The 19,488-nt window shown below is 33.5% G+C and carries 18 protein-coding genes and 2 other annotated features; of the genes, 6 read left to right on the forward strand and 12 right to left on the reverse strand.

The features are described from left to right. On the forward strand, positions 1-91 hold a 91-nt coding region (locus CO726_RS27265), incomplete at its 5' end, for an IS3 family transposase (protein ID WP_130953558.1). A gap of 131 nt (positions 92-222) precedes the next feature. Here CO726_RS27265 and CO726_RS27270 read toward each other — a convergent pair. Then, positions 223-864, reverse strand: coding sequence for an MBL fold metallo-hydrolase (locus CO726_RS27270; protein ID WP_099686335.1), 642 nt, complete (start codon positions 862-864; stop codon positions 223-225). Positions 865-930: 66 nt separating this feature from the next. Next, positions 931-1,338 carry a GNAT family N-acetyltransferase gene (locus CO726_RS27275; RefSeq protein ID WP_099686336.1) on the reverse strand — a complete coding sequence of 136 codons (408 nt, stop codon included), beginning with the start codon at positions 1,336-1,338 and terminating at the stop codon, positions 931-933. Positions 1,339-1,912: 574 nt separating this feature from the next. On the opposite strand from CO726_RS27275, the gene CO726_RS27280 reads away from it, so the two are divergent. After that, on the forward strand, positions 1,913-2,269 hold the full coding sequence (locus CO726_RS27280; RefSeq protein ID WP_098761048.1) for a PH domain-containing protein: 357 nt from the start codon (positions 1,913-1,915) through the stop codon (positions 2,267-2,269). Positions 2,270-2,424: 155 nt separating this feature from the next. Here CO726_RS27280 and CO726_RS27285 read toward each other — a convergent pair whose 3' ends face one another. Further along, positions 2,425-2,910: a DUF2798 domain-containing protein gene (locus tag CO726_RS27285; protein WP_099686337.1), complete on the reverse strand. Its 486-nt coding sequence runs from the start codon at positions 2,908-2,910 to the stop codon at positions 2,425-2,427. A 203-nt stretch (positions 2,911-3,113) separates the two neighbouring features. On the opposite strand from CO726_RS27285, the gene CO726_RS27290 reads away from it, so the two are divergent. From CO726_RS27290 to CO726_RS27305, 4 genes are all read left to right on the forward strand, one after another. Beyond that, the gene (locus CO726_RS27290) at positions 3,114-3,716 is read left to right on the forward strand and encodes a DUF2441 domain-containing protein (protein WP_099686338.1); all 603 of its coding nucleotides are present in this window, start codon (positions 3,114-3,116) and stop codon (positions 3,714-3,716) included. 33 nt (positions 3,717-3,749) lie between these two features. Next, the gene (locus CO726_RS27295) at positions 3,750-4,691 is read left to right on the forward strand and encodes a nucleoside hydrolase (protein WP_136699877.1); all 942 of its coding nucleotides are present in this window, start codon (positions 3,750-3,752) and stop codon (positions 4,689-4,691) included. 313 nt (positions 4,692-5,004) lie between these two features. Beyond that, positions 5,005-5,742 carry a ZIP family metal transporter gene (locus CO726_RS27300; protein ID WP_099686339.1) on the forward strand — a complete coding sequence of 246 codons (738 nt, stop codon included), beginning with the start codon at positions 5,005-5,007 and terminating at the stop codon, positions 5,740-5,742. An 83-nt stretch (positions 5,743-5,825) separates the two neighbouring features. After that, positions 5,826-7,526 (forward strand): pyruvate oxidase, encoded by a 1,701-nt coding sequence (locus CO726_RS27305; protein WP_099686340.1) that lies wholly within the window; start codon positions 5,826-5,828, stop codon positions 7,524-7,526. A 45-nt stretch (positions 7,527-7,571) separates the two neighbouring features. Here CO726_RS27305 and CO726_RS27310 read toward each other — a convergent pair whose 3' ends face one another. The 9 genes from CO726_RS27310 to CO726_RS27350 form a co-directional block, all read right to left on the reverse strand. Beyond that, positions 7,572-8,573 (reverse strand): ABC transporter permease subunit, encoded by a 1,002-nt coding sequence (locus CO726_RS27310; RefSeq protein WP_099686341.1) that lies wholly within the window; start codon positions 8,571-8,573, stop codon positions 7,572-7,574. A 1-nt stretch (position 8,574) separates the two neighbouring features. Next, positions 8,575-9,435 (reverse strand): ABC transporter permease subunit, encoded by an 861-nt coding sequence (locus tag CO726_RS27315; protein WP_099686360.1) that lies wholly within the window; start codon positions 9,433-9,435, stop codon positions 8,575-8,577. A gap of 61 nt (positions 9,436-9,496) precedes the next feature. Next, positions 9,497-10,768 (reverse strand): MFS transporter, encoded by a 1,272-nt coding sequence (locus CO726_RS27320; protein WP_281259858.1) that lies wholly within the window; start codon positions 10,766-10,768, stop codon positions 9,497-9,499. A gap of 210 nt (positions 10,769-10,978) precedes the next feature. Beyond that, entirely contained in the window at positions 10,979-12,010 is a 1,032-nt protein-coding gene (locus tag CO726_RS27325; protein ID WP_099686343.1) for an alpha/beta hydrolase, read from the reverse strand. Positions 12,011-12,293: 283 nt separating this feature from the next. Beyond that, positions 12,294-14,177, reverse strand: coding sequence for an FtsX-like permease family protein (locus tag CO726_RS27330; RefSeq protein ID WP_099686344.1), 1,884 nt, complete (start codon positions 14,175-14,177; stop codon positions 12,294-12,296). A gap of 11 nt (positions 14,178-14,188) precedes the next feature. After that, positions 14,189-14,956 carry an ABC transporter ATP-binding protein gene (locus CO726_RS27335; protein WP_099686345.1) on the reverse strand — a complete coding sequence of 256 codons (768 nt, stop codon included), beginning with the start codon at positions 14,954-14,956 and terminating at the stop codon, positions 14,189-14,191. 248 nt (positions 14,957-15,204) lie between these two features. Further along, positions 15,205-17,127 carry a threonine--tRNA ligase gene (gene thrS / locus CO726_RS27340; protein WP_099686346.1) on the reverse strand — a complete coding sequence of 641 codons (1,923 nt, stop codon included), beginning with the start codon at positions 17,125-17,127 and terminating at the stop codon, positions 15,205-15,207. A 44-nt stretch (positions 17,128-17,171) separates the two neighbouring features. Further along, positions 17,172-17,393: a binding site (T-box leader), on the reverse strand. Positions 17,394-17,429: 36 nt separating this feature from the next. Beyond that, positions 17,430-17,651 (reverse strand) — a binding site (T-box leader). 125 nt (positions 17,652-17,776) lie between these two features. Beyond that, positions 17,777-18,484, reverse strand: a complete 708-nt coding sequence (rluF, locus tag CO726_RS27345) for a 23S rRNA pseudouridine(2604) synthase RluF (protein WP_001222169.1) — start codon at positions 18,482-18,484, stop codon at positions 17,777-17,779. 186 nt (positions 18,485-18,670) lie between these two features. Next, positions 18,671-19,291 (reverse strand): YdbC family protein, encoded by a 621-nt coding sequence (locus CO726_RS27350; protein ID WP_099686347.1) that lies wholly within the window; start codon positions 19,289-19,291, stop codon positions 18,671-18,673. Between the last annotated feature and the right edge of the window lie 197 nt (positions 19,292-19,488).

Here is a 19,488-nt window from a genome sequence, read left to right on the forward strand (position 1 = left end):
ATATATAGATTATTATAATACGAAACGGATTAAGGCAAAATTAAAAATGAGCCCGGTACAATACCGGACTCACTTTTATCAAGCTGCCTAATGAAATAACCGTGTCTAACTTTTAGGGGTCACTTCAGAATTTTTTTCAAACATGCTCTTTTATAATTTATTTATATACTAGTAATTAGATTATACTTTAGCACTAATTAACAAAAAATTTCTCTTCAACTTTTACAAATTTTGAAATTGAATCTTTATATTCCCCTTACTTAATCCCCCATGGCAACAAACTACAGATTCAATATCTAGATTTAAATACTTCATCAAAGACTGCTGTGCTTCCATAATATTTAAAGTTGTTGGGGCATGAACTCCTCCTAACACTCCATTTACACTATACATCGAGTCTCCAGCGACAAGAATTTTACTTTTTTTCAAATATAAACCAATATGGCCTAGAGTATGAAGAATTAGTATTCCACCGCAATACGGAAGTTCTTGCCCGTCAATCACAGTGTCACTCACTTTTCCTTTTGGTGGATTCTCTACATGTACATCTTTCAATAAAGGTAAATCTCCCTCAATATATCGCTTATCTAACTCGTGCGCATAAACTTTAGTATCACTTACACCATTCTCCAATAAATCAGGAAGGCTACCTATATGATCTATATCCTGGTGTGTCAAAATCACAACTTTTAGCTGATCAAAAGATACCCCAACTCTCTCCATCTCTACTTGTATATCTTCAAATTGTCCAGGGAAACCAGTATCTATTAAAACTGCCATTTCATCATCCCATAAAAGAATTGGGTGAATTATAAATTCTTGAAACTCAAGTTGTAACATTTCTACCCCTTTAGCAATCTCCATACAGCAACTCTCCTTTATACTGAAGTTTGAAAATATGTACGAGTAAACTGAAAATATAAAGCGCCGCTATCTCATAATATGTTTTGTCATTCCAACAGAGAATGCCTCAAACCCTATAGATTCATAATAAGATTGCAATTTTTCCACACACATAAGTTGTGGGATAACCTTGTTTTGTTCACAATGATGGATTAATCGTTTCACTATTTCTTTTCCAATGCCAATGTACTGATACTCCGGCATTACACATACACCGCAAATAACGCCCGTTATTACACCATCTGATATAACACGCCCCATACCAATTAATTGTTGCTCTTTAAATGCATATATTACATACCAACTTTGTTTACACATTTGTTCTAATTCATTAACCGTTAATTTAAGAGAATTCCATCCTAAAGATTCGTATAAAGCTAATAATTCATTAAAATTTGTAGGATGTTCACTTGTGTAGTGTATATTATTTTCCATGTAAATACTCCCTATTCTATAGTTTGTTAATGTTCCAGAAAATTCCCCTTATAAAAATTGCGATTGACGTGAAAATAACTAGAACAAACTTCAATAAGAAAGATAGAATTCCTTCTCAACATAAAATAAAAAGAAGTTATCTCACTTGAGGTAACTTCTTTTATATAAGACTCTCATTATATTATCAACCAAATATTATACAACTACATACAATAAGCACAAACAGAACTAATAAACCATTTGAGAAATAACCCATAGAATACTACCCCTTTATTAAATTATGTAAAAGATTTTATCATAAAATAATTTACAACATAATAACTGAAAAAGACATTGGATTCATTAGTTACGTATATTTAGTAATATTTTAATTTCTAGTCATATTCTCCTTGATTTTAATCGTTCTAGAAACTAAAAAGAATTCCCTTCTCCTTTTCATCCCTCACCTAAAAGTCATTACTAGACGTTCCTATTCTATAGAAAATTACATGTTTATAAATTCAAAAAGATAAATATGTGATAAAATAGATTCAACAACTCTACACTTTACTTTCAACAATAAGGAGACCTGCTTATGAAGGCGAATCTAAGTACAATAAAAGAATACTTAAACAGTGAGGAAGATATTCTTTCTACACTCTACTGCGTAATAAATTTTGGTTATATGAGCAGATCTGGTATTTTAGCTGCTACAAATAAAAAATTATTGTTCTGCTCTGATGCAATGTTTGGAAAAGGACTGAAATGGGAATTCGAATACACTGAAATAGAAGATTTCAGTCATACGGATGGAGTTGTATTAGAGATGTCTGCGATCCCCTTTATCAAAAAAATAACCATGAACCATGGAGACGATTTTATTGTATTTGACAATTTTTCAAGCCCTCAAAACGTACAATCCTTTTTTGATTTGGTTCAATCCAAACAATAATCCTATCGATGCACATATTCTTACATATATCATATTCCTTGGCACGGTAAAGCATATAGAAACGTACAAAGAAGGTTGCATTTGCAACCCTCTTTGTACATACCACAGGGTAAATTAATATTATTTAATTTTTATAATCAAATAAAAGAACCATTTTACACTACTTTTACAGCTTTATTCTGCAAAACAAACTTTCCAAATAAAAAACGCACAAGCGGCCCCATAATAATTAATTGCAATGGATACGCCATCATAAAGTTTTTAATAAAAATTGAGAAATACATTGAAACGAATGAATCACCATGTAGTCCATTATGTATATACATCATAGCCATACCGAAAAATGACATAAAGAACACCATTCCGATTACCATAGTTGTCGCCATCGCAACTATAATATTTATTTTCTTCGATTTATCAAACGGTAACATGAATACAATTTTTTTCGCACAAGGTCCAACAATACATATTTCAATTAATAGTGCAATAATGAATCCAATTAATAGTTCTAATGCAATCTCCTTAATATGAATTGGCCCTCCTGCCTCGTTCAGTAATAAGTTATAAAACGTCATTACGATAACCATCCCAAGGCACATCATCATGCCAAATTGGAGGGTTTCCTTTCTTGTTGTTGGCAAAATTCATCATCCTTTCTCTTTGAGTCTTTGTCATTATATCGATATTGGAAACCCCTTCGTAAGTGAACATTTTGTGAACAAATTTAAAACGTTTTCATATATTTTCTATACTTTCAACTCAAATCCTCATTTTTACTTGTAAAGGTTTTATATATTTCAATGTTGAATTACTAAATTTAAACATTACTATTAGGAGGAGAACCATGAATGAACAAGAATTTTACGCATATCACATCGTGACAAATAAAAAAATGAATATCGGACAAATCATTCATTTCGATAAAAATCAAACGAATACCTTATTCCACTTCTTTTTTGAAAGAGAACATTTGAATTCTAGTGGTGAAGATTCTATACAAATTTTAAAAGAACATTATACAAATGAAGAATTACATATAAAGAATGAAAATGCTAAAGTAGTTATGAATTACATGGATCAAACAATTAGAGCGGTTAGAGAAACGATTGTCGAAATGATAAGACTACAAGAATTCCCTGAATACCCTTCAAGATTATCTTGCTTATATGCTGCAAAGAGCTATGAAGATACTTTAAAATGGAAAGCATTATTTGATTCTTACAATCGAGAAGTTTTGCAGATTGTTAAACTACGAGTAATCGGAAGTTCTTTTGAAGGTGACGGGAACCTTTTACCAAAAGAAGGTGGTATTCCTTTTTCTCAAAAAATTGAACAAGCTAGAGAATATTGGAAAGGAAATGTGAATAACGAACTCCCTGAGTTACTCATTAATGGCGAAATTGAAGTGGTGGAAATTATTGATGACTTTTCCTCAATTCATGTTTAATTTCTAACTAAATCAAATAGGATGGAGATTACAATGATTAAAAAAGTGTACTTCAATCATGATGGTGGTGTAGATGATTTAATTTCACTATTTTTATTACTTCAGATGGATAATGTCAAACTTACAGGTGTTTCAGTTATCCCTGCAGATTGCTATTTGGAACCAGCAATGTCTGCAAGTCGCAAAATTATGGATCGCTTCAGCAAAGAATATATTGAAGTAGCCGCATCAAATTCCCGTGCGAAAAATCCATTTCCAAAAGACTGGCGGATGCATGCATTTTATGTAGATGCTTTACCAATTTTAAATGAGTCTGGAAAAGTTGTAACACCTGTAGCAGCAAAGCCTGCACATCATCATTTAATAGAAACGCTTCTACAAACTGAAGGAAAAACAACTTTATTATTTACTGGGCCCCTAACTGATCTTGCTCGTGCATTATATGAAGCTCCCATAATCGAAGATAAAATTGAACGTCTCGTTTGGATGGGTGGTACATTTCTTACCGCAGGCAATGTACATGAACCAGAGCATGATGGAACAGCTGAGTGGAATTCGTTTTGGGACCCTGAAGCAGTAGCTCGTGTATGGGAGGCAAAAATTGAAATCGACTTAGTGACACTAGAAAGTACAAATCAAGTTCCGTTAACTATAGACATTCGCGAACAGTGGGCAAAAGAGAGAAAGTATCTTGGTGTAGATTTCCTTGGCCAATGCTATGCAATGGTTCCCCCTCTCGTTCACTTTTCAACGAACTCTACTTACTACTTGTGGGATGTACTTACAACTGCGCTTGTCGGAAACACTAACCTCGCAAAAACTCAAACAATTAATAGTATCGTTCATACGTATGGACCAAGCCAGGGGCGGACAGTGAAATTTGATGGTGGGCGACCTGTAAATGTAGTATATGATGTAAACCACAATGAGTTTTTCGACTATATAACTGGGTTAGCAAAGAAAGTCTCTAATTAAAAGCCTATCTATATGAAAAACCCAAAAATGATATAGCTTCAGATGGTACGCAGTAAAAATAATTAGAAATTGGTTGGAACTTAATATTAAAAAGAGTATTGAAAGTTAATTCAATACTCTTTTTGTGTAGTTTAATGTTATCTGATTAAAGTTGCGTTTTATAGATTCACCATTTCATATCTCCACTTAAATTTAATATATAAATTATAACGAATTATTAGTTTTTTCTCTATAATCAAACACAATTACTTGGACTATTCTAACTTTTCTTTTCGTAAGCTAAAAATAAGTGGAAGAATCGAGGTGTGATACTATGGAGCGATTATGGATTCCAATGATTGTTACGTTTTTTTCATTCGGTGGATTACTATTAGGCGGTGCTGTTGGAGTAGCAACACGCCAACTAATTGAAGAAAAAATGCATCGTTTATATGCATTATGTGGCGGAATTTTGCTTGGGCTTTTATCCCTTGAAATTATTCCTGAAACATTTTCAAGCTATGAAATAATTGGGCCTATACTTGGTATAGCTATCGGTATTTTAGTTATGAGCTTATTAGATAACTATTGTCATCATCCAATGATACATAAAAAAGATCAACAAGCATGGCAAACCTTCCTTTTTCTCTCTTTCGCTATATTTATTCATAATTTGCCGAGTGGATTTGCACTAGGTACAGCTTTTATAAATCATAATGACGCTGCCATCCCCTTTTTAATAGCAATCGTCGTTCACCATATTCCAGAAGGATTAGCTTTAATTATTCCATTTCTCTTTACAAAGCATAAATATATTTCCTTTTTATTAACAACTTTATTACTTTCTCTTATTCTCGGTACTGGTACGATTTTCGGAATTTTAATGGAAGGAAAAGCTCTTCATCTACAAGGGCTCATTATGGGAAGTGCTATCGGTTCACTTGGCTATGTTACAATTCATGAAATGCTTTGGAAGGCTAAGAAACAGCTCTCTTTCCTTACATTTCTAACGTGGGCTACTAGTGGATTTTTATTAATAACAGTATTTACACTATTTACTGGTCATCATTAAAACTAATATATTTTATCATTTGTATATTTTTCCTCTTTCTCCAAAACATAATGTTATCTACCTCCTTATAAGGAGGAACAATTATGTTTGGGAAAACAGCCGGTGAAGCATTAGTGGATTTATTAATTGACTGGGGAGTAGAACACATATACGGAATGCCTGGAGATTCTATCAATTCTATCATTGAAGCTTTAAGAAAAAAACAAGATAAAATTAAATTCATTCAAGTTCGCCATGAAGAAGCTGGTGCATTAGCAGCGGCTGCCTATGCGAAATTAACAGGAAAACTCGGCGTTTGTATGGCAATTGCAGGACCGGGTGCTATTCATTTATTAAATGGTTTATATGATGCGAAACTCGATAAGGCTCCTGTCCTAGCAATTTCAGGTCAAGTAGAAACAGATCTACTCGGGACGGATTTTTTCCAAGAAGTAAACTTGGAAAGATTGTTCGATGATGTTGCTGTATATAACCAGCGCATTATGTCAGCAGAACAACTACCAGCTGTCGTGAATCAAGCAATTCGAATGGCTTATACGAAAAAAGGTGTATCTGTTCTTACGATTCCAGATGATGTCCCGAAATTCGAAGTGAAAAATGGTGCCCGTGTTACAAATACTTCTTTTACTTTGCCTGAGTTATTTCCACAAAAGGAAGATTTAGATGCAGCGAAACTCGCAATAAATGAAGCGAAAAAGCCTGTGATTTTAGCTGGAAAAGGAACAAAACATGCGAGAGAATCTTTACTTGCATTGGCAGCACATATTGGTGCTCCAATCGTACTTACATTACCAGCTAAAGGCATTATTCCTGATGAGCACCCTCTTTGTATTGGTGGATTAGGGTTAATCGGAACGAAACCTTCTTATGAAGCAATGAAACATGCGGATACTTTAATTATGGTTGGTACTTCTTATCCGTTCACTGGTTTCTTACCTGAAAAAGCAAAAACAATCCATATCGATACAGATCCTGCCCAAATCGGAAAACGTTATGCCACAGATATAGGTTTAGCCGGTGATGCTGATAAAACATTACAATGGTTAATTGAAAATGTAGAAAAACACACAGACCATTCCTTCTTAGAGCATCATCAAGAAATGATGAAGAAATGGGAAGAAAAATTACACAATCAAGAAGAAGATTCTTCTACTCCAATTAAACCACAACGCGTTATGCATGCACTGCAGCAAGTAGCACATGATGACGCAATTCTATCAGTCGATGTCGGAAATGTAACAGTATGGACTGCAAGGCACTTCCGTATGACAAACCAGCAATTTATCATTTCTAGCTGGCTCGCAACACTTGGTTGCGGTTTACCTGGTGCTCTTGCTGGAAAAATTGCTTTTCCGGATAAACAAGTATTCGCAGTTTGTGGTGACGGTGGTTTTGGAATGACAATGAACGACTTCGTAACAGCTGTTAAATATAAACTACCAATCGTTGTCGTCATATTAAACAATAATAAAATTGCGATGATTAAATTCGAGCAAGAAGTCATGGGTAATATCGAATTCGAAACAGACTTAACGAACCCTGATTTTGCAAAATATGCAGAGGCGTGTGGAGGTATTGGATACCGTGTTGAGAATTTAGATGAACTACTTCCCGCTTTCGAAAATGCAGTAAAACAAAATAAACCGTGTATTATTGATGTAGTTGTAGATGCTAACGAAGCACCAATGCCAGCAAAAATCACATTTGGTCAAGCCGCTGGTTATACGAAGCATATGATAAAAGAATTATTTGAAGAAGGTAAAATTGATTTACCTCCACTTTAAGCGAAAAAAGATAGCTGAAAACAATTTGTCTTCAGCTATCTCTCTTTATTTTTGTATCTCTCTATAGAAAGAAAAATCATTCACAGTATGTTGTACTTGTTTCTCTTCCTTCATTTCTTTATCCTTGTTTTTAGGTATTCTTACATTTCCTAGTTTAATCGCATCTTGCATACTATTACTAATCAGATTCCCTGCCAAGATTGTCATACTATAGAAAGCGATAGGTATCAGTACAATCCATGTATGTGTAGTTAAATGGCGGAAGTTTTGACCAATTAATCCTGTCCATTCTTTTGTTACACTATCTGCCTCTATACCAGATATTATTGTTCCACCAAAAAATAACTCTAACAAGCCAAGATGTAAGAGAAGTAACAAAGTACTCACAAATTGTTGGGCGACAAGTAAAAAAAATGATGGTAATACGTGTGGCCATACGTGATTTTTCATTCTATGCCATTTACTTCCCCCAAGCACAGTTGCTGCCATCATAAATTCTTCCCCTTTTATCCGACGGACTTCCTGCGCTGTATATAACATAATTGTTGGTACCGCTAAACATGTAAGGATAACCATTTGAAATATTACCCTTAAATGAAACGGTTCTGGTACTGTCCCATTTTCAAAAACTAAAACCTCCTTTAATACAAAGAAAGAAACCATAACCATAGGTACAATACTGAACGGATCAAAAAAAGATGATATAACTGGAAAAGACCGTTTGCTATACATACCAAGAAGCAAGCCAATACCTCCTCCAACTATAACTCGTAGAATCGCTATAATTACACTCGCACCAACTGTCCATTTCGCTCCTTCTATTATTAACTGAAAAAGATCACGCCCTTTCGTATCACTTCCGAACCAAAATACATTTGATGGTGAAAATGGTGCAGCCTCTAGCTCTTCTTTTTCGTTATACATCATCGTTAGTTCGCGAATATTCCCATCGAAAAACAACGTATTCCCAATACTAACAATCATAAGTACACTTAAAAAAATAACACCAAACCAAAATCTTACATCTCTTTTTACAACTTCCCACATATCACGCACGCTCCTTTATAACATTTTGTAAGAACGTATGTAATAAACGAAATAGTATAAAAAGCGGTACGTATAATATAATTAAACTCACTGTAAATATTTCTAATTTCGAATTTTCTTTTACAAAAACAAACATTCCGTACGTATTAAATATCCATTCAATAATATATAAGTTTGATAACATAAATAAAATATTTGTTTTTGCATAATAGATTGTTGTTAACAAAACATTTCTTGAAATATGATGTGTTAAAATATGTCGTAAACTAAGCCCTTTACTTTTAGCAAATATACTATAATCTTTCTCTAATTCTTCTCTGAAACGTAATAGTAGTAACTTAATAAATAATAATGCTGTAGGCAAAGTTAGACATATCATTGGCAACAGGCGAGCCCTTTCCTCCCCAATCCCTGCAAGTTTCACTGGCATAAAGCCTGTCTTTTGAAAAATTATTACGACTAGAAGTTGAGATAATAAAATTATTAAAATATCTGGGATGCTTTCAAGTGCGACAAAAATCCCATTCCACATTCGTTGCTTTGATTGAGATCGTTGTAATACCCACACAACGAGAAGATACGCAATAAGTAATGACAGTAAAAATGCCGAAATAAACACAAACATTGTCTCTAAATAATGAATCCATATTTGTGGAAATAATTTTCTTGAGTCCCGAAACCCATATGTTATTTCTCCTGGTTGAAGTAACTTTCCTCCAAGAAATACAATCGTGTTCCAAAAACCGATTAAATCAATTTGCAATCCCTTAAATAAACGCGGTAGTGCACCTAGACAGATTATACATAAGATTGCAGCTAATAATTGTAAACATGTAATCCCACACCACTTAACCATTCGCATCAACATAACGATTTCCCCTTACCATTCAATAGAATATTCAGAAACAAAAAAGCTAAATATATCACATCTCTTTAGCTACAGCATGTACTCGCTTTTGCCCACTAGGTAGAATAGCTTGATATAAACATGTAACAAATAATAATAAACCAAATAAAATGATATACAATGTATCTGCACGAATCCATTTCGGGAATAACATTGCTATCGCGCCGAGAGATAAAAGCTGAAATCCTGTCGTTAATGGACTAAGTAAACTTTGAACGCGCCCCATGAATGACTCTTCTACAATTTGATACATCCAGCCTGATATTGCAACATTAATAAATGGTAAAAAGAAAGTCGCAAAAGCAATACATACATAAAAAGACCATACGTGATTTACAAAGTAACACATACAGAAGAAGACTCCTGAGCCCGCCATACCAAATACAATAATAGGCTTGGGTGCATATTTCTTACCTATACTTGTTGCTACTATACTTCCAATTAGTAATGAAATCCCTCCAACTACACCGCCTACCATTGCTAAACTTTCATATGTTGCTGGTGCTAATTTGTATTTTAATATGTAAGTAGTGGATACGCTTAAAATACCATTTAATAAACCAAATACGATAAATCCTAAAAGTAATTTTTTTAAAGTTTCATTTTGGTATATATACTTGATCCCTTCTTGAAACTCTGTTATTAACATCTTCAAATTAACTTCTTTCCATTTTGTTCTACCATTTGGTAAACGAACTTTTTCTGGAATGGAGATCGTTTGAATCAAAATACCACTCATAATAAAAGTGAGCGTATTTACTAAAATGCTGCCGTAAATTCCAAAAGTCCAGTACACCATCGTTGCAATTCCTACACCAAACAAAGCATATAAACTATTTACCATTTGATTCATACCCGCTGCTGCACCATATTGGTCTGATTCAACTACTCCCTGTATCATCGACTGTTCTGATGGAGAGAAAAATTGTATACATGCATTCTCCAAAAATAAAAATATAAAGACAAGTATAATCATTCCGTAATAAAGTGAAATTAGGATTCCAATATTACAGAGCGAACAACATATGTTACTTACCGTACAAATACGTTGTCTATCAAAACGATCCACTACTGTCCCTACTAATAGAAAAAAGATTAATGCAGGTAATGCAATCATAATTTGTGTCATCGTTGCGTAAACTGGTTGTTTTCCGTATTGATCTAACAAATAAAACATTAAAGAAATTCCAGCAATCATAGAACCGAGTCGCTCTAAAATATTTGCCAGAAAAAAACGTGCATACACTTTGTTGCGAAATAACTGTAGCATTTCTTTCATACTTCGTATCCTTTCTCTCGACAAAATAGGATTATTTTAGTCATTTCTTGGAAGTTACATTATATTTTTCGACCATTATCCAATCTTTTCCTTCTGTATAGAGAACATTATAAAAAAGACTCTTGTTTTTTTACAAGAGTCTTTTTTATTTAACTTCGCTTCATATAATGATATATCTCACTAACTTTTTTTATTCTCTATAGTTCGGATACACTTTATTTATTTTACGAATGTATCGCACATCCACTTATAAAATTTTTCTTTCTCTTCAAATTGTGGATAATGGGCTGATTTCTCAAAAGTAATAAATTCTTTTTGCTCTGCTTCAATCGTATCAAAATATGTTTTTGCTGCATGAAATGAAGTGTTATAGTCATATTTCCCCATAAGGAAATAAAGCGGTAGCTTCATTTTATTCACCTTATTAGGCAATGGATTCTTTAAATCCTTTTCTAATAATACAGTTTGAGAATGTGATAATCCAACGTTATAACGAATTACATCTAAAAAGTTATATTCATTACTGAGTAACATCCTGATGTTATCACCGTCTGGATTTTCAATGCGTCTTGATGTTCCACCATATTTCGCAACATAATTTCGCGGAGTGTAAGTATCACCATTTTTAATTTTTTCAGTCAATCCATTAAAATAGGAAACTTCATCTGTATTCCCAGCATTTTGTGCCTGTTCAATTACATAGTTTAAACTATCCATTTCACTTTCTACTGTATCACTCATCTGCCCTATCCCAACATACGCTTCGTATTTTTCAGGTGCTTTATTAGCAGCTTGCATTCCAATATATGTACCGTAAGAATGACCAATTAATATTACCTTTTCTTTTCCCATACGTTTTGAAATATACTCTGTCATAGCTAATAAATCCTCTACAAGAAGATCTGATGTAAGATTTGAATAGTCCTCAAAGAAATGATACGATTTCCCGCTTCCTCTTTGATCATAATTAACAACTGTGAATTTCTTTTCCAGTAATTCTTGATATTTTTGAGCATATGGTATTTCTGAAGTACCTGGTCCACCATGTACAAAGATAATAACTGGATTCCTCTTATCTTTGCCGCGTATCATAATTTCATGACCACTTCCATTTATCTCTACTTGCTCTAATGTACTTATACTGTTTTTCTCTTTTATTTGCGAGGTCCATGTAGGAAATATTATTGCTACGATTAATAATAGTATAGTGATGACTCCAATAAGTTTTATTAATTTTTTTATCTTCTTCATTAATAGTTTCCTTTCTTTTAAATTTATAAAAATATCAATTTAGTTCTGTAAAACTACCTCAAAAAATATGAATGTACAACAATTGCACTTGCCAATTTCATCTTGATTTTTTGCACATTCTTAATATCCCATACACTTCTTAACTTTCCGCTATATAAACTCTTAATATCCCCTTAATATTCCCTTAATTTTCAATACATTTTTTATAGAAAGACTTGATCACAATGTATTAGAAATATAGAAAAAAAGCCCTTGTTTTCAAAACAAAGACTTTTTCCTTTAACTATTTCGCTACTTCTTCTTTCGGCATTACCATACCTTTATAAAGTTGGACAGTAATCCAGTAATAGATAAAATAAATGACTAAGAAAATCCCTATTGGCACCCACACCTTTACAAACGGGTCAACTAATATAACGCTGAATAAGTTAAGCCCTACTAACACGTGGGAAATTCCAATAATCGCTGGGAAGATAAATAAATATGAAATTTCTTTATATATACTTTTCGTTAACATACTACGTCTCACACCGATTTTTCGTAACATTTCATAACGGCGTACGTCACGAGAAGCACCCGTTAATATTTTGAACATAAGCGAACTTGCCATCATTGCTAAAAAGGCAATCCCTAGGAAGAAACCCATAAACATTGTTCCACTCATGAAACTGTTCATAAACTGATAAATTGTCATTTTCGTAAATAAGTCTACTTTTGTGCCTGTTGTTTTTTCAATTTGTTCTTTTTGTCTCTTGTCTATTTCAATTAACAACGTTTTATATTTCTTCATATCATCTACTTTTGCTAATGTTACACTATGTTCCGTTCCTTGAATTCCTTTATAATGCGCTTCATCTGCAATTCTTACAGGCTTTCCATTAAATTGATTATGTGTAATTTGTATCTCTCTTACAATCGCATCTTCCCAATCTCTTGGCATACGAGGAAGCTTATTCATTGCTTCAGGAGCTTCTAAAGCAGTATATACAGGTTCCGTTAAAGATTCCACCACACGTTTACGAGCAGGCTCTTTTAAAGTTTTTGTATCAAAGTGGTCGGAAATAAGTGGTGGTTTCTCAGTTAAGTCGTTGCGTAAATAATAAACCGCTTCTCCATCTACCTTATACTTGTACTTGCTTTCTTCAACAATTTCCATTTCTTTTAGGGCCGCTTTATCTTGATCATTCGCATCATGAATTACAACATCATATACACGAGAAAAGTCTGTCATAATGCCTACATTTTTTTGAAACGCCATACCTGCCGTCATCGCACCTGCTCCTAATGCGATTAACATCGCTACAGTTCCTAATACTCTCGATAAACTATTTACTCGGAAACGTAGCTGTGCATATGTAAAACTATTTAAACCAGTTTCATTACGTTTTTTATTCCCCTTAATTTTCATCACAAAAAACGGGAGTAATGAACTAAAAATAAAATACGTTCCAAGCGTTGTAACAACCGTCGCTATTATAAAACCAACTTCAGCATATGTTCTTATATTTACCATAAAGTAGTATCCTGTACTTACTAGTAACACACCAAGTACAGTCATTATAATAATGCGAATTTTACTTTTCTTCACTTCATCTAGTGTTTCATCTTCACGTATTAATTCTAATTCTGTTTTACGTAATAAACGGATGCTATTCATTAAACCAGTAATAAAAAATAATATTAAGAAGAATATAGCTGTAACTATGATTGCTGGTGTATATACAGATGAATAACTACCTTTTGCTGAAATTTCCATACCATTCATTAAAAAGCTTCCTGCTACACTTGCAAGTAACATCCCTGCTAAAATCCCGATAATAATACTGACAATACCCATACCGAATGTTTCAATAAATAATAATTGCGCTACTTTTTTCTTTTTCGCTCCGAGCATCATGTACATACCAAGTTCTTTTCTTCTTAATGTCAGTAAGAAAGAATTGGCATATATAATATAAAATACAGTAATGAAAGATAATAGTATTGCACCTACCCAGAATACGAGTCTAATACTACTAATAAGACTATTATCTTTCGTAAATTCACTATTCATCGCCATTGTTTGGAACATGTAGAAAATACTAATACTAATAACGAGACCGATAAGTAAAACCATATAATCTTTTAACATCTTTTTCATACTATGACGTGATAATTTAAATAACATAGTTTCACCCCCTACTTAGACTCAGCAGCTGAGCCCATATGAGCGAGCACACCTAAAATGTCTTGATAGAAAATTTCTCGCGTTCCTTGACGCTTTAATTCCTTATATAAAAGACCGTCTTGAATAAATAATATACGCTCACAATAACTCGCACTAAATGCATCATGTGTAACCATCAAAATACTTACATTATGATTTTTATGTAGATCTTGCATCGCTTCTAATAAGCTTTTTGCATTTTTACTATCAAGCGCTCCTGTCGGTTCATCTGCTAATACAATTGCCGGATTATGTACTAAAGCCCGTGCTGCCGCTGTTCTTTGCTTTTGTCCACCAGAAACAGCAGTTGGATATTTTGTTAAAATTTCAGTAATCCCTAACTTCTTCGCAACCTCATTCACCTTTCCAGTAATCTCACTTGAAGGTACACCTTGCAGAGAAAGTGGTAAAGCAATATTTTCATAAATTGATAAGTTTTCTAGTAAGTTAAAATCTTGAAAGATGAACCCTAATTTTTGAGATCGAAAATCTGATAATGCATTCCCCTTCATAGAAGTAATATTTGTACCAGCTATTGTCACACTGCCACCTGTCGCTTGATCTAATGTACTAATCACATTAAGTAAAGTCGTTTTTCCAGATCCAGAAGGACCCATAATCCCAACGAATTCCCCTTCCTTAATATTTAATGATACACCCCTTAATGCTTTTGACTGATTTTCATTTCTTTTCCCATATGTTTTTTCTACGCTTTTTACAGTAACTACATTTGTTGACATCTCTTTCACTCCATCCCTTTTGTATAGAATAAATTTCTCACATATTTCTTATCTTTTTCTGATGCAAATTCTTAAGTTTTTTAAAATTTTCAAACAAAATTAAATGCATACGTATAATGAACTTTTTTCCTACTTCATGTTCTCACTTTTCAAAAATTTGTTCCTTCGATTTCTCTTACATTTACCTTACATTTTTGTAAGGTAAAAAAGAAAACACACCAATTTCTAATGATGTGTTTTCTTTACAATCAATATTTTCTATTTTTTATTTCTTCTTCAATACTTTCCACAAACCCATCTAGTTCAATCACTTCTGACTGGTCTTCACCATATTTACGTACATTTACAGCTTTGCTTTCCATTTCTTTATCCCCAATAACAAGAACATAAGGAACTTTTTGCATTTGTGCTTCTCTTATTTTATATCCTAACTTTTCATCTCGTACATCTTGTTCAACACGAATTCCAGCTTGTGCTAATTTGTCTGCAACCTCTTCTGCATATTGCACGTGCACTGCATTTGAAACTGGAATTACTTTCAGTTGAACTGGTGCTATCCATGCCGGGAATGCGCCTCCAAAGTGCTCAATTAATATTGCTAAGAAGCGGTCTAAAGATCCTAAAACTGCTCGATGAATAACAACTGGTCTTCTCTTTTCATTCTTCTCATCTATATAATTTAAATCAAACTTCTCTGGCATTTGGAAATCTAGCTGGATTGTTCCGCACTGATGACTTCTATTTAAAGCATCTTTAATATGGAAATCAATTTTTGGCCCGTAAAATGCACCATCACCTTCATTTAGTCTATATTTATAGTTTAATGATTGTAATACATTTGCTAACGCTGCCTCTGCTTGCTCCCATAACTTATCATCCCCCATTGAATCTTCTGGACGAGTAGAAAGCTCTACTTCATACTGGAATCCAAAAGTTTTATATACGTAATCAATTTGCGCCATTACGGATTTAATTTCATCTTCAATTTGTTCTGGTGTTACAAATAAATGAGCATCATCTTGGCAGAAAGTACGAACTCTCAATAATCCGTTTAATGCCCCGCTAAATTCATGTCGGTGTACTTGACCGAACTCACACATACGAATTGGCAATTCGCGATAAGAGTGTAATTTATTTTTGAACATTAACATATGGCCAGGACAGTTCATTGGCTTTAATGCAAAACTTTTATTGTCTACTTCTGAGAAATACATGTTGTCCTTGTAATGTCCCCAGTGTCCTGATTTCTCCCATAATTCTTGGTTCATCATAAACGGCGTACGTACTTCTTGATAATTGTACTCTTTTTGAATTTCTCTTAAAAACGCTTCTAATTCGTTACGAATAATCTGTCCTTTCGGTAAATAAAACGGCATTCCCGGAGCCTCTTCAGAAAACATAAATAACTCCAGCTCACTACCTAATTTACGATGATTTCTTTTTGCTGCTTCTTCAACGAAATGTAAATACTCTTCTAATTCTTTTTGAGAAGAGAATGCAACACCATATATACGCTGAAGCACTTGATTGTTACTATCCCCTCGCCAATATGCACCTGAAACGTGAGTTAATTGGAAGGCTTTCAAATAGCCTGTTGACGGTAAATGTGGTCCTCTACATAAATCTACAAATTCACCTTGTTTATATAGTGTTACACTTTCTTCATTAGGAATAGCTTCTAACAGTTCTAATTTCAAACTATCGTTCATTTCTTGAAACAATTTTGCTGCCTCTTCTCGAGAAACTTCAACTCGCTCTATTTTTATATTTTCATTTATAATCTTTTTCATTTCTTTTTCAATTTTCGATAAATCTTCTACGTTTACACTACTCGGAAGATCCATATCATAATAAAATCCATTTTCAATCACAGGCCCTACTCCAAGATTTATATCACCATACAATCTTTTTACAGCTTGTGCTAAAATATGTGCCGCAGAGTGTCTTGCAATTTCTACCCCTTCATTTGAATCTATAGTAACGATTTCTATTTCCGCATTTCCTTCAATATTTCGGCGTAAATCATATAACTGATTATTTACTTTCCCTGCGACTGCTTTCTTTTTCAAACTACTGCTAATGGATCCAGCAATTTCTTCTAAATTAATTCCTTTTACAAATTCTTTAACGCTACCATCTGGAAATTTAATTTCAATCATTTGTTCTTTCATTTTTCATCTCTCCATTTCATAATAAAAAGCACACTCATCCCTAAAATAGGGACGAGCGTGCTTATACCCGTGGTTCCACCCAGATTCCCATTACAAATTGCAATGGCTTCTTTTACGGTAACGTCGTTTATACGGCACTAGATACTTTATTTCCCCAGTGCAGCTCTAAGGTGGTAAGTTATTTTTCTGCGTTAGGAAGTTCTCAGCTTTCCTTCCTTCTCTGTATAACCGGGTAAAATAACTCGTGTCCTTTTCTTCGCTTATTATGAAATTGAATGCAAAAAAAGCATATTCATCCCTAAAATAGGGACGAATATGCTTATATCCGTGGTTCCACCCAGATTCCCATCACAAATTGCAATGGCTTCTTTTGCGATAACGTCGCTTACACGGCACTAGATACTTCATTTCCCTAGTGCAGCTCTAAGGTGGTAAGTTATTTTTCTGCGTTAGGAAGTTCTCAGCTTTCCTTCCTTCTCTGTATAACCGGGTAAAATAACTCGTGTCCTTTTCTTTGCTTTTATGAGTACATCCATTAATTGTTATTTACTATATCTTATTCATTTTATTTTTGCAAGTGTTTAAAAAAGATTTTTTATTTTTTCAAAAAAGAAACCAAAACTAAATTTTTGGTTTCCTCTTCTCAATTTTACCAATCTTGTGGTTCGTAATTTAAATCTGAAAATAGACGTCGTTTCTCTTTTTTCGTTAAATCTCTCCACTGTCCAACAGGTAAATTATTCAATTCAATATTCATAATTCGCGTACGTTTTAACGTGTATACTTGATAACCTAAAGCTTCACACATACGGCGAATTTGGCGATTTAAACCTTGTGTTAAAATAATTTTGAACTCATATTTTGATAACTGTGTGATTTCACAAGGAAGCGTTTTTGTTCCTAAAATTTTCACACCAGCTGCCATTTTCTCTAGAAAATCAGGTGTAATTGGCTTATCTACTGAAACGATATATTCTTTCTCATGTTTGTTTTCAGCACGTAAAATTTCATTAACAATATCACCATCATTCGTTAATAAAATTAAACCGTCTGAGTCTTTATCAAGACGTCCAATGTGACTAATTCGTAAAGGATGATTCACTAAATCGATAATATTACCTTTTACTGATTTTTCACTTGTACATGTAATACCTACTGGTTTATTTAAAGCGATATATACGTGATCTCGAGCAATACGAAGTTGCTCTCCGTTTACGCGCACATCATCACCTGGATTTACTTGGTCACCAATTTTTGCAACCTTACCGTTAATAATTACTCTTCTCTCATTAATTAATTTATCTGCTCCACGTCGAGACGCTTTTCCAGCTTCACTAATAAATTTATTGATACGCAAATTAGGCACATCCTTTTCTAAACAAAATTTCAAGCTCACACTGCTTCTACCGTACAATACAAAAGGGTAAGCCTTCTATTATAACTTAAATATATTAACATGAAAGGGTATATAACGTCTTCTATTAATTACTCGTTTATAAGAAAATATCTTTATTATACATTCATTTATGCTCGTTTTGTACACTTAATATACAAGCCACTCTTCCTTACATACAGCTTGTTTACCTCTTATATCTTCTAAATCTTCATGAATATTAGCTAGTTTATACAGCTCAGGGAAAATCTCTTCTACATAATTTTGATGCGCCATTTCATCTTTCCAATAAGTTAACACTATGTAACGATTTTCAGTTTTTAAAGACTTCCCAATAACACCACCTAACATCCCTTTTGCATTTTCCATTCCTTTATTCCAAATCGTTTCTTGCTTATGTAAAAAATGCTTTTCCTTTCCTACCTTTACATCACATACAGCAGCTCTTACAAATGAACCTTCTGTAACAACGTCTTTCATAGGCATATCAGTTATATCATACAACGTTTGAAATAATTCAATTTCACATGAAAGAAACGTATCCTCTTGGTTACTATTTAAATAAATTGTATCGTGGGCACCATTCATAAATGCTTGATAAGCGCTTCTATCTTCCCATACAGTAAATACACATGCCTCATTTTCATGCCATCCACCGAATTGTCCATGAAAACCATCTAGATGCTGTATATCACGCCATTGTTCTTGCGCTTTTGAAAACAATTCTTTTTTCTCTTGTTCTACTTTACAGTAGATTGTTTTTAGTAACATTTTTAATTCCCCCTTATGATACGATCTATTTCCTTATTACTACACTTAGTTTACATAACAAAATTATTATTTACTGTATTTACATTTCCACACAAACACCCAACCTATCTTTTGCACTATATCTGTCAAACCATCTATCTGTTTTTATTTCAAATAATTCAGAACATAAAAAAGATGTGGCCCTATACGAATTACAT

Origin of the sequence: Bacillus fungorum (assembly GCF_002746455.1) — a bacterium.
Lineage (GTDB): Bacteria > Bacillota > Bacilli > Bacillales > Bacillaceae_G > Bacillus_A > Bacillus_A fungorum.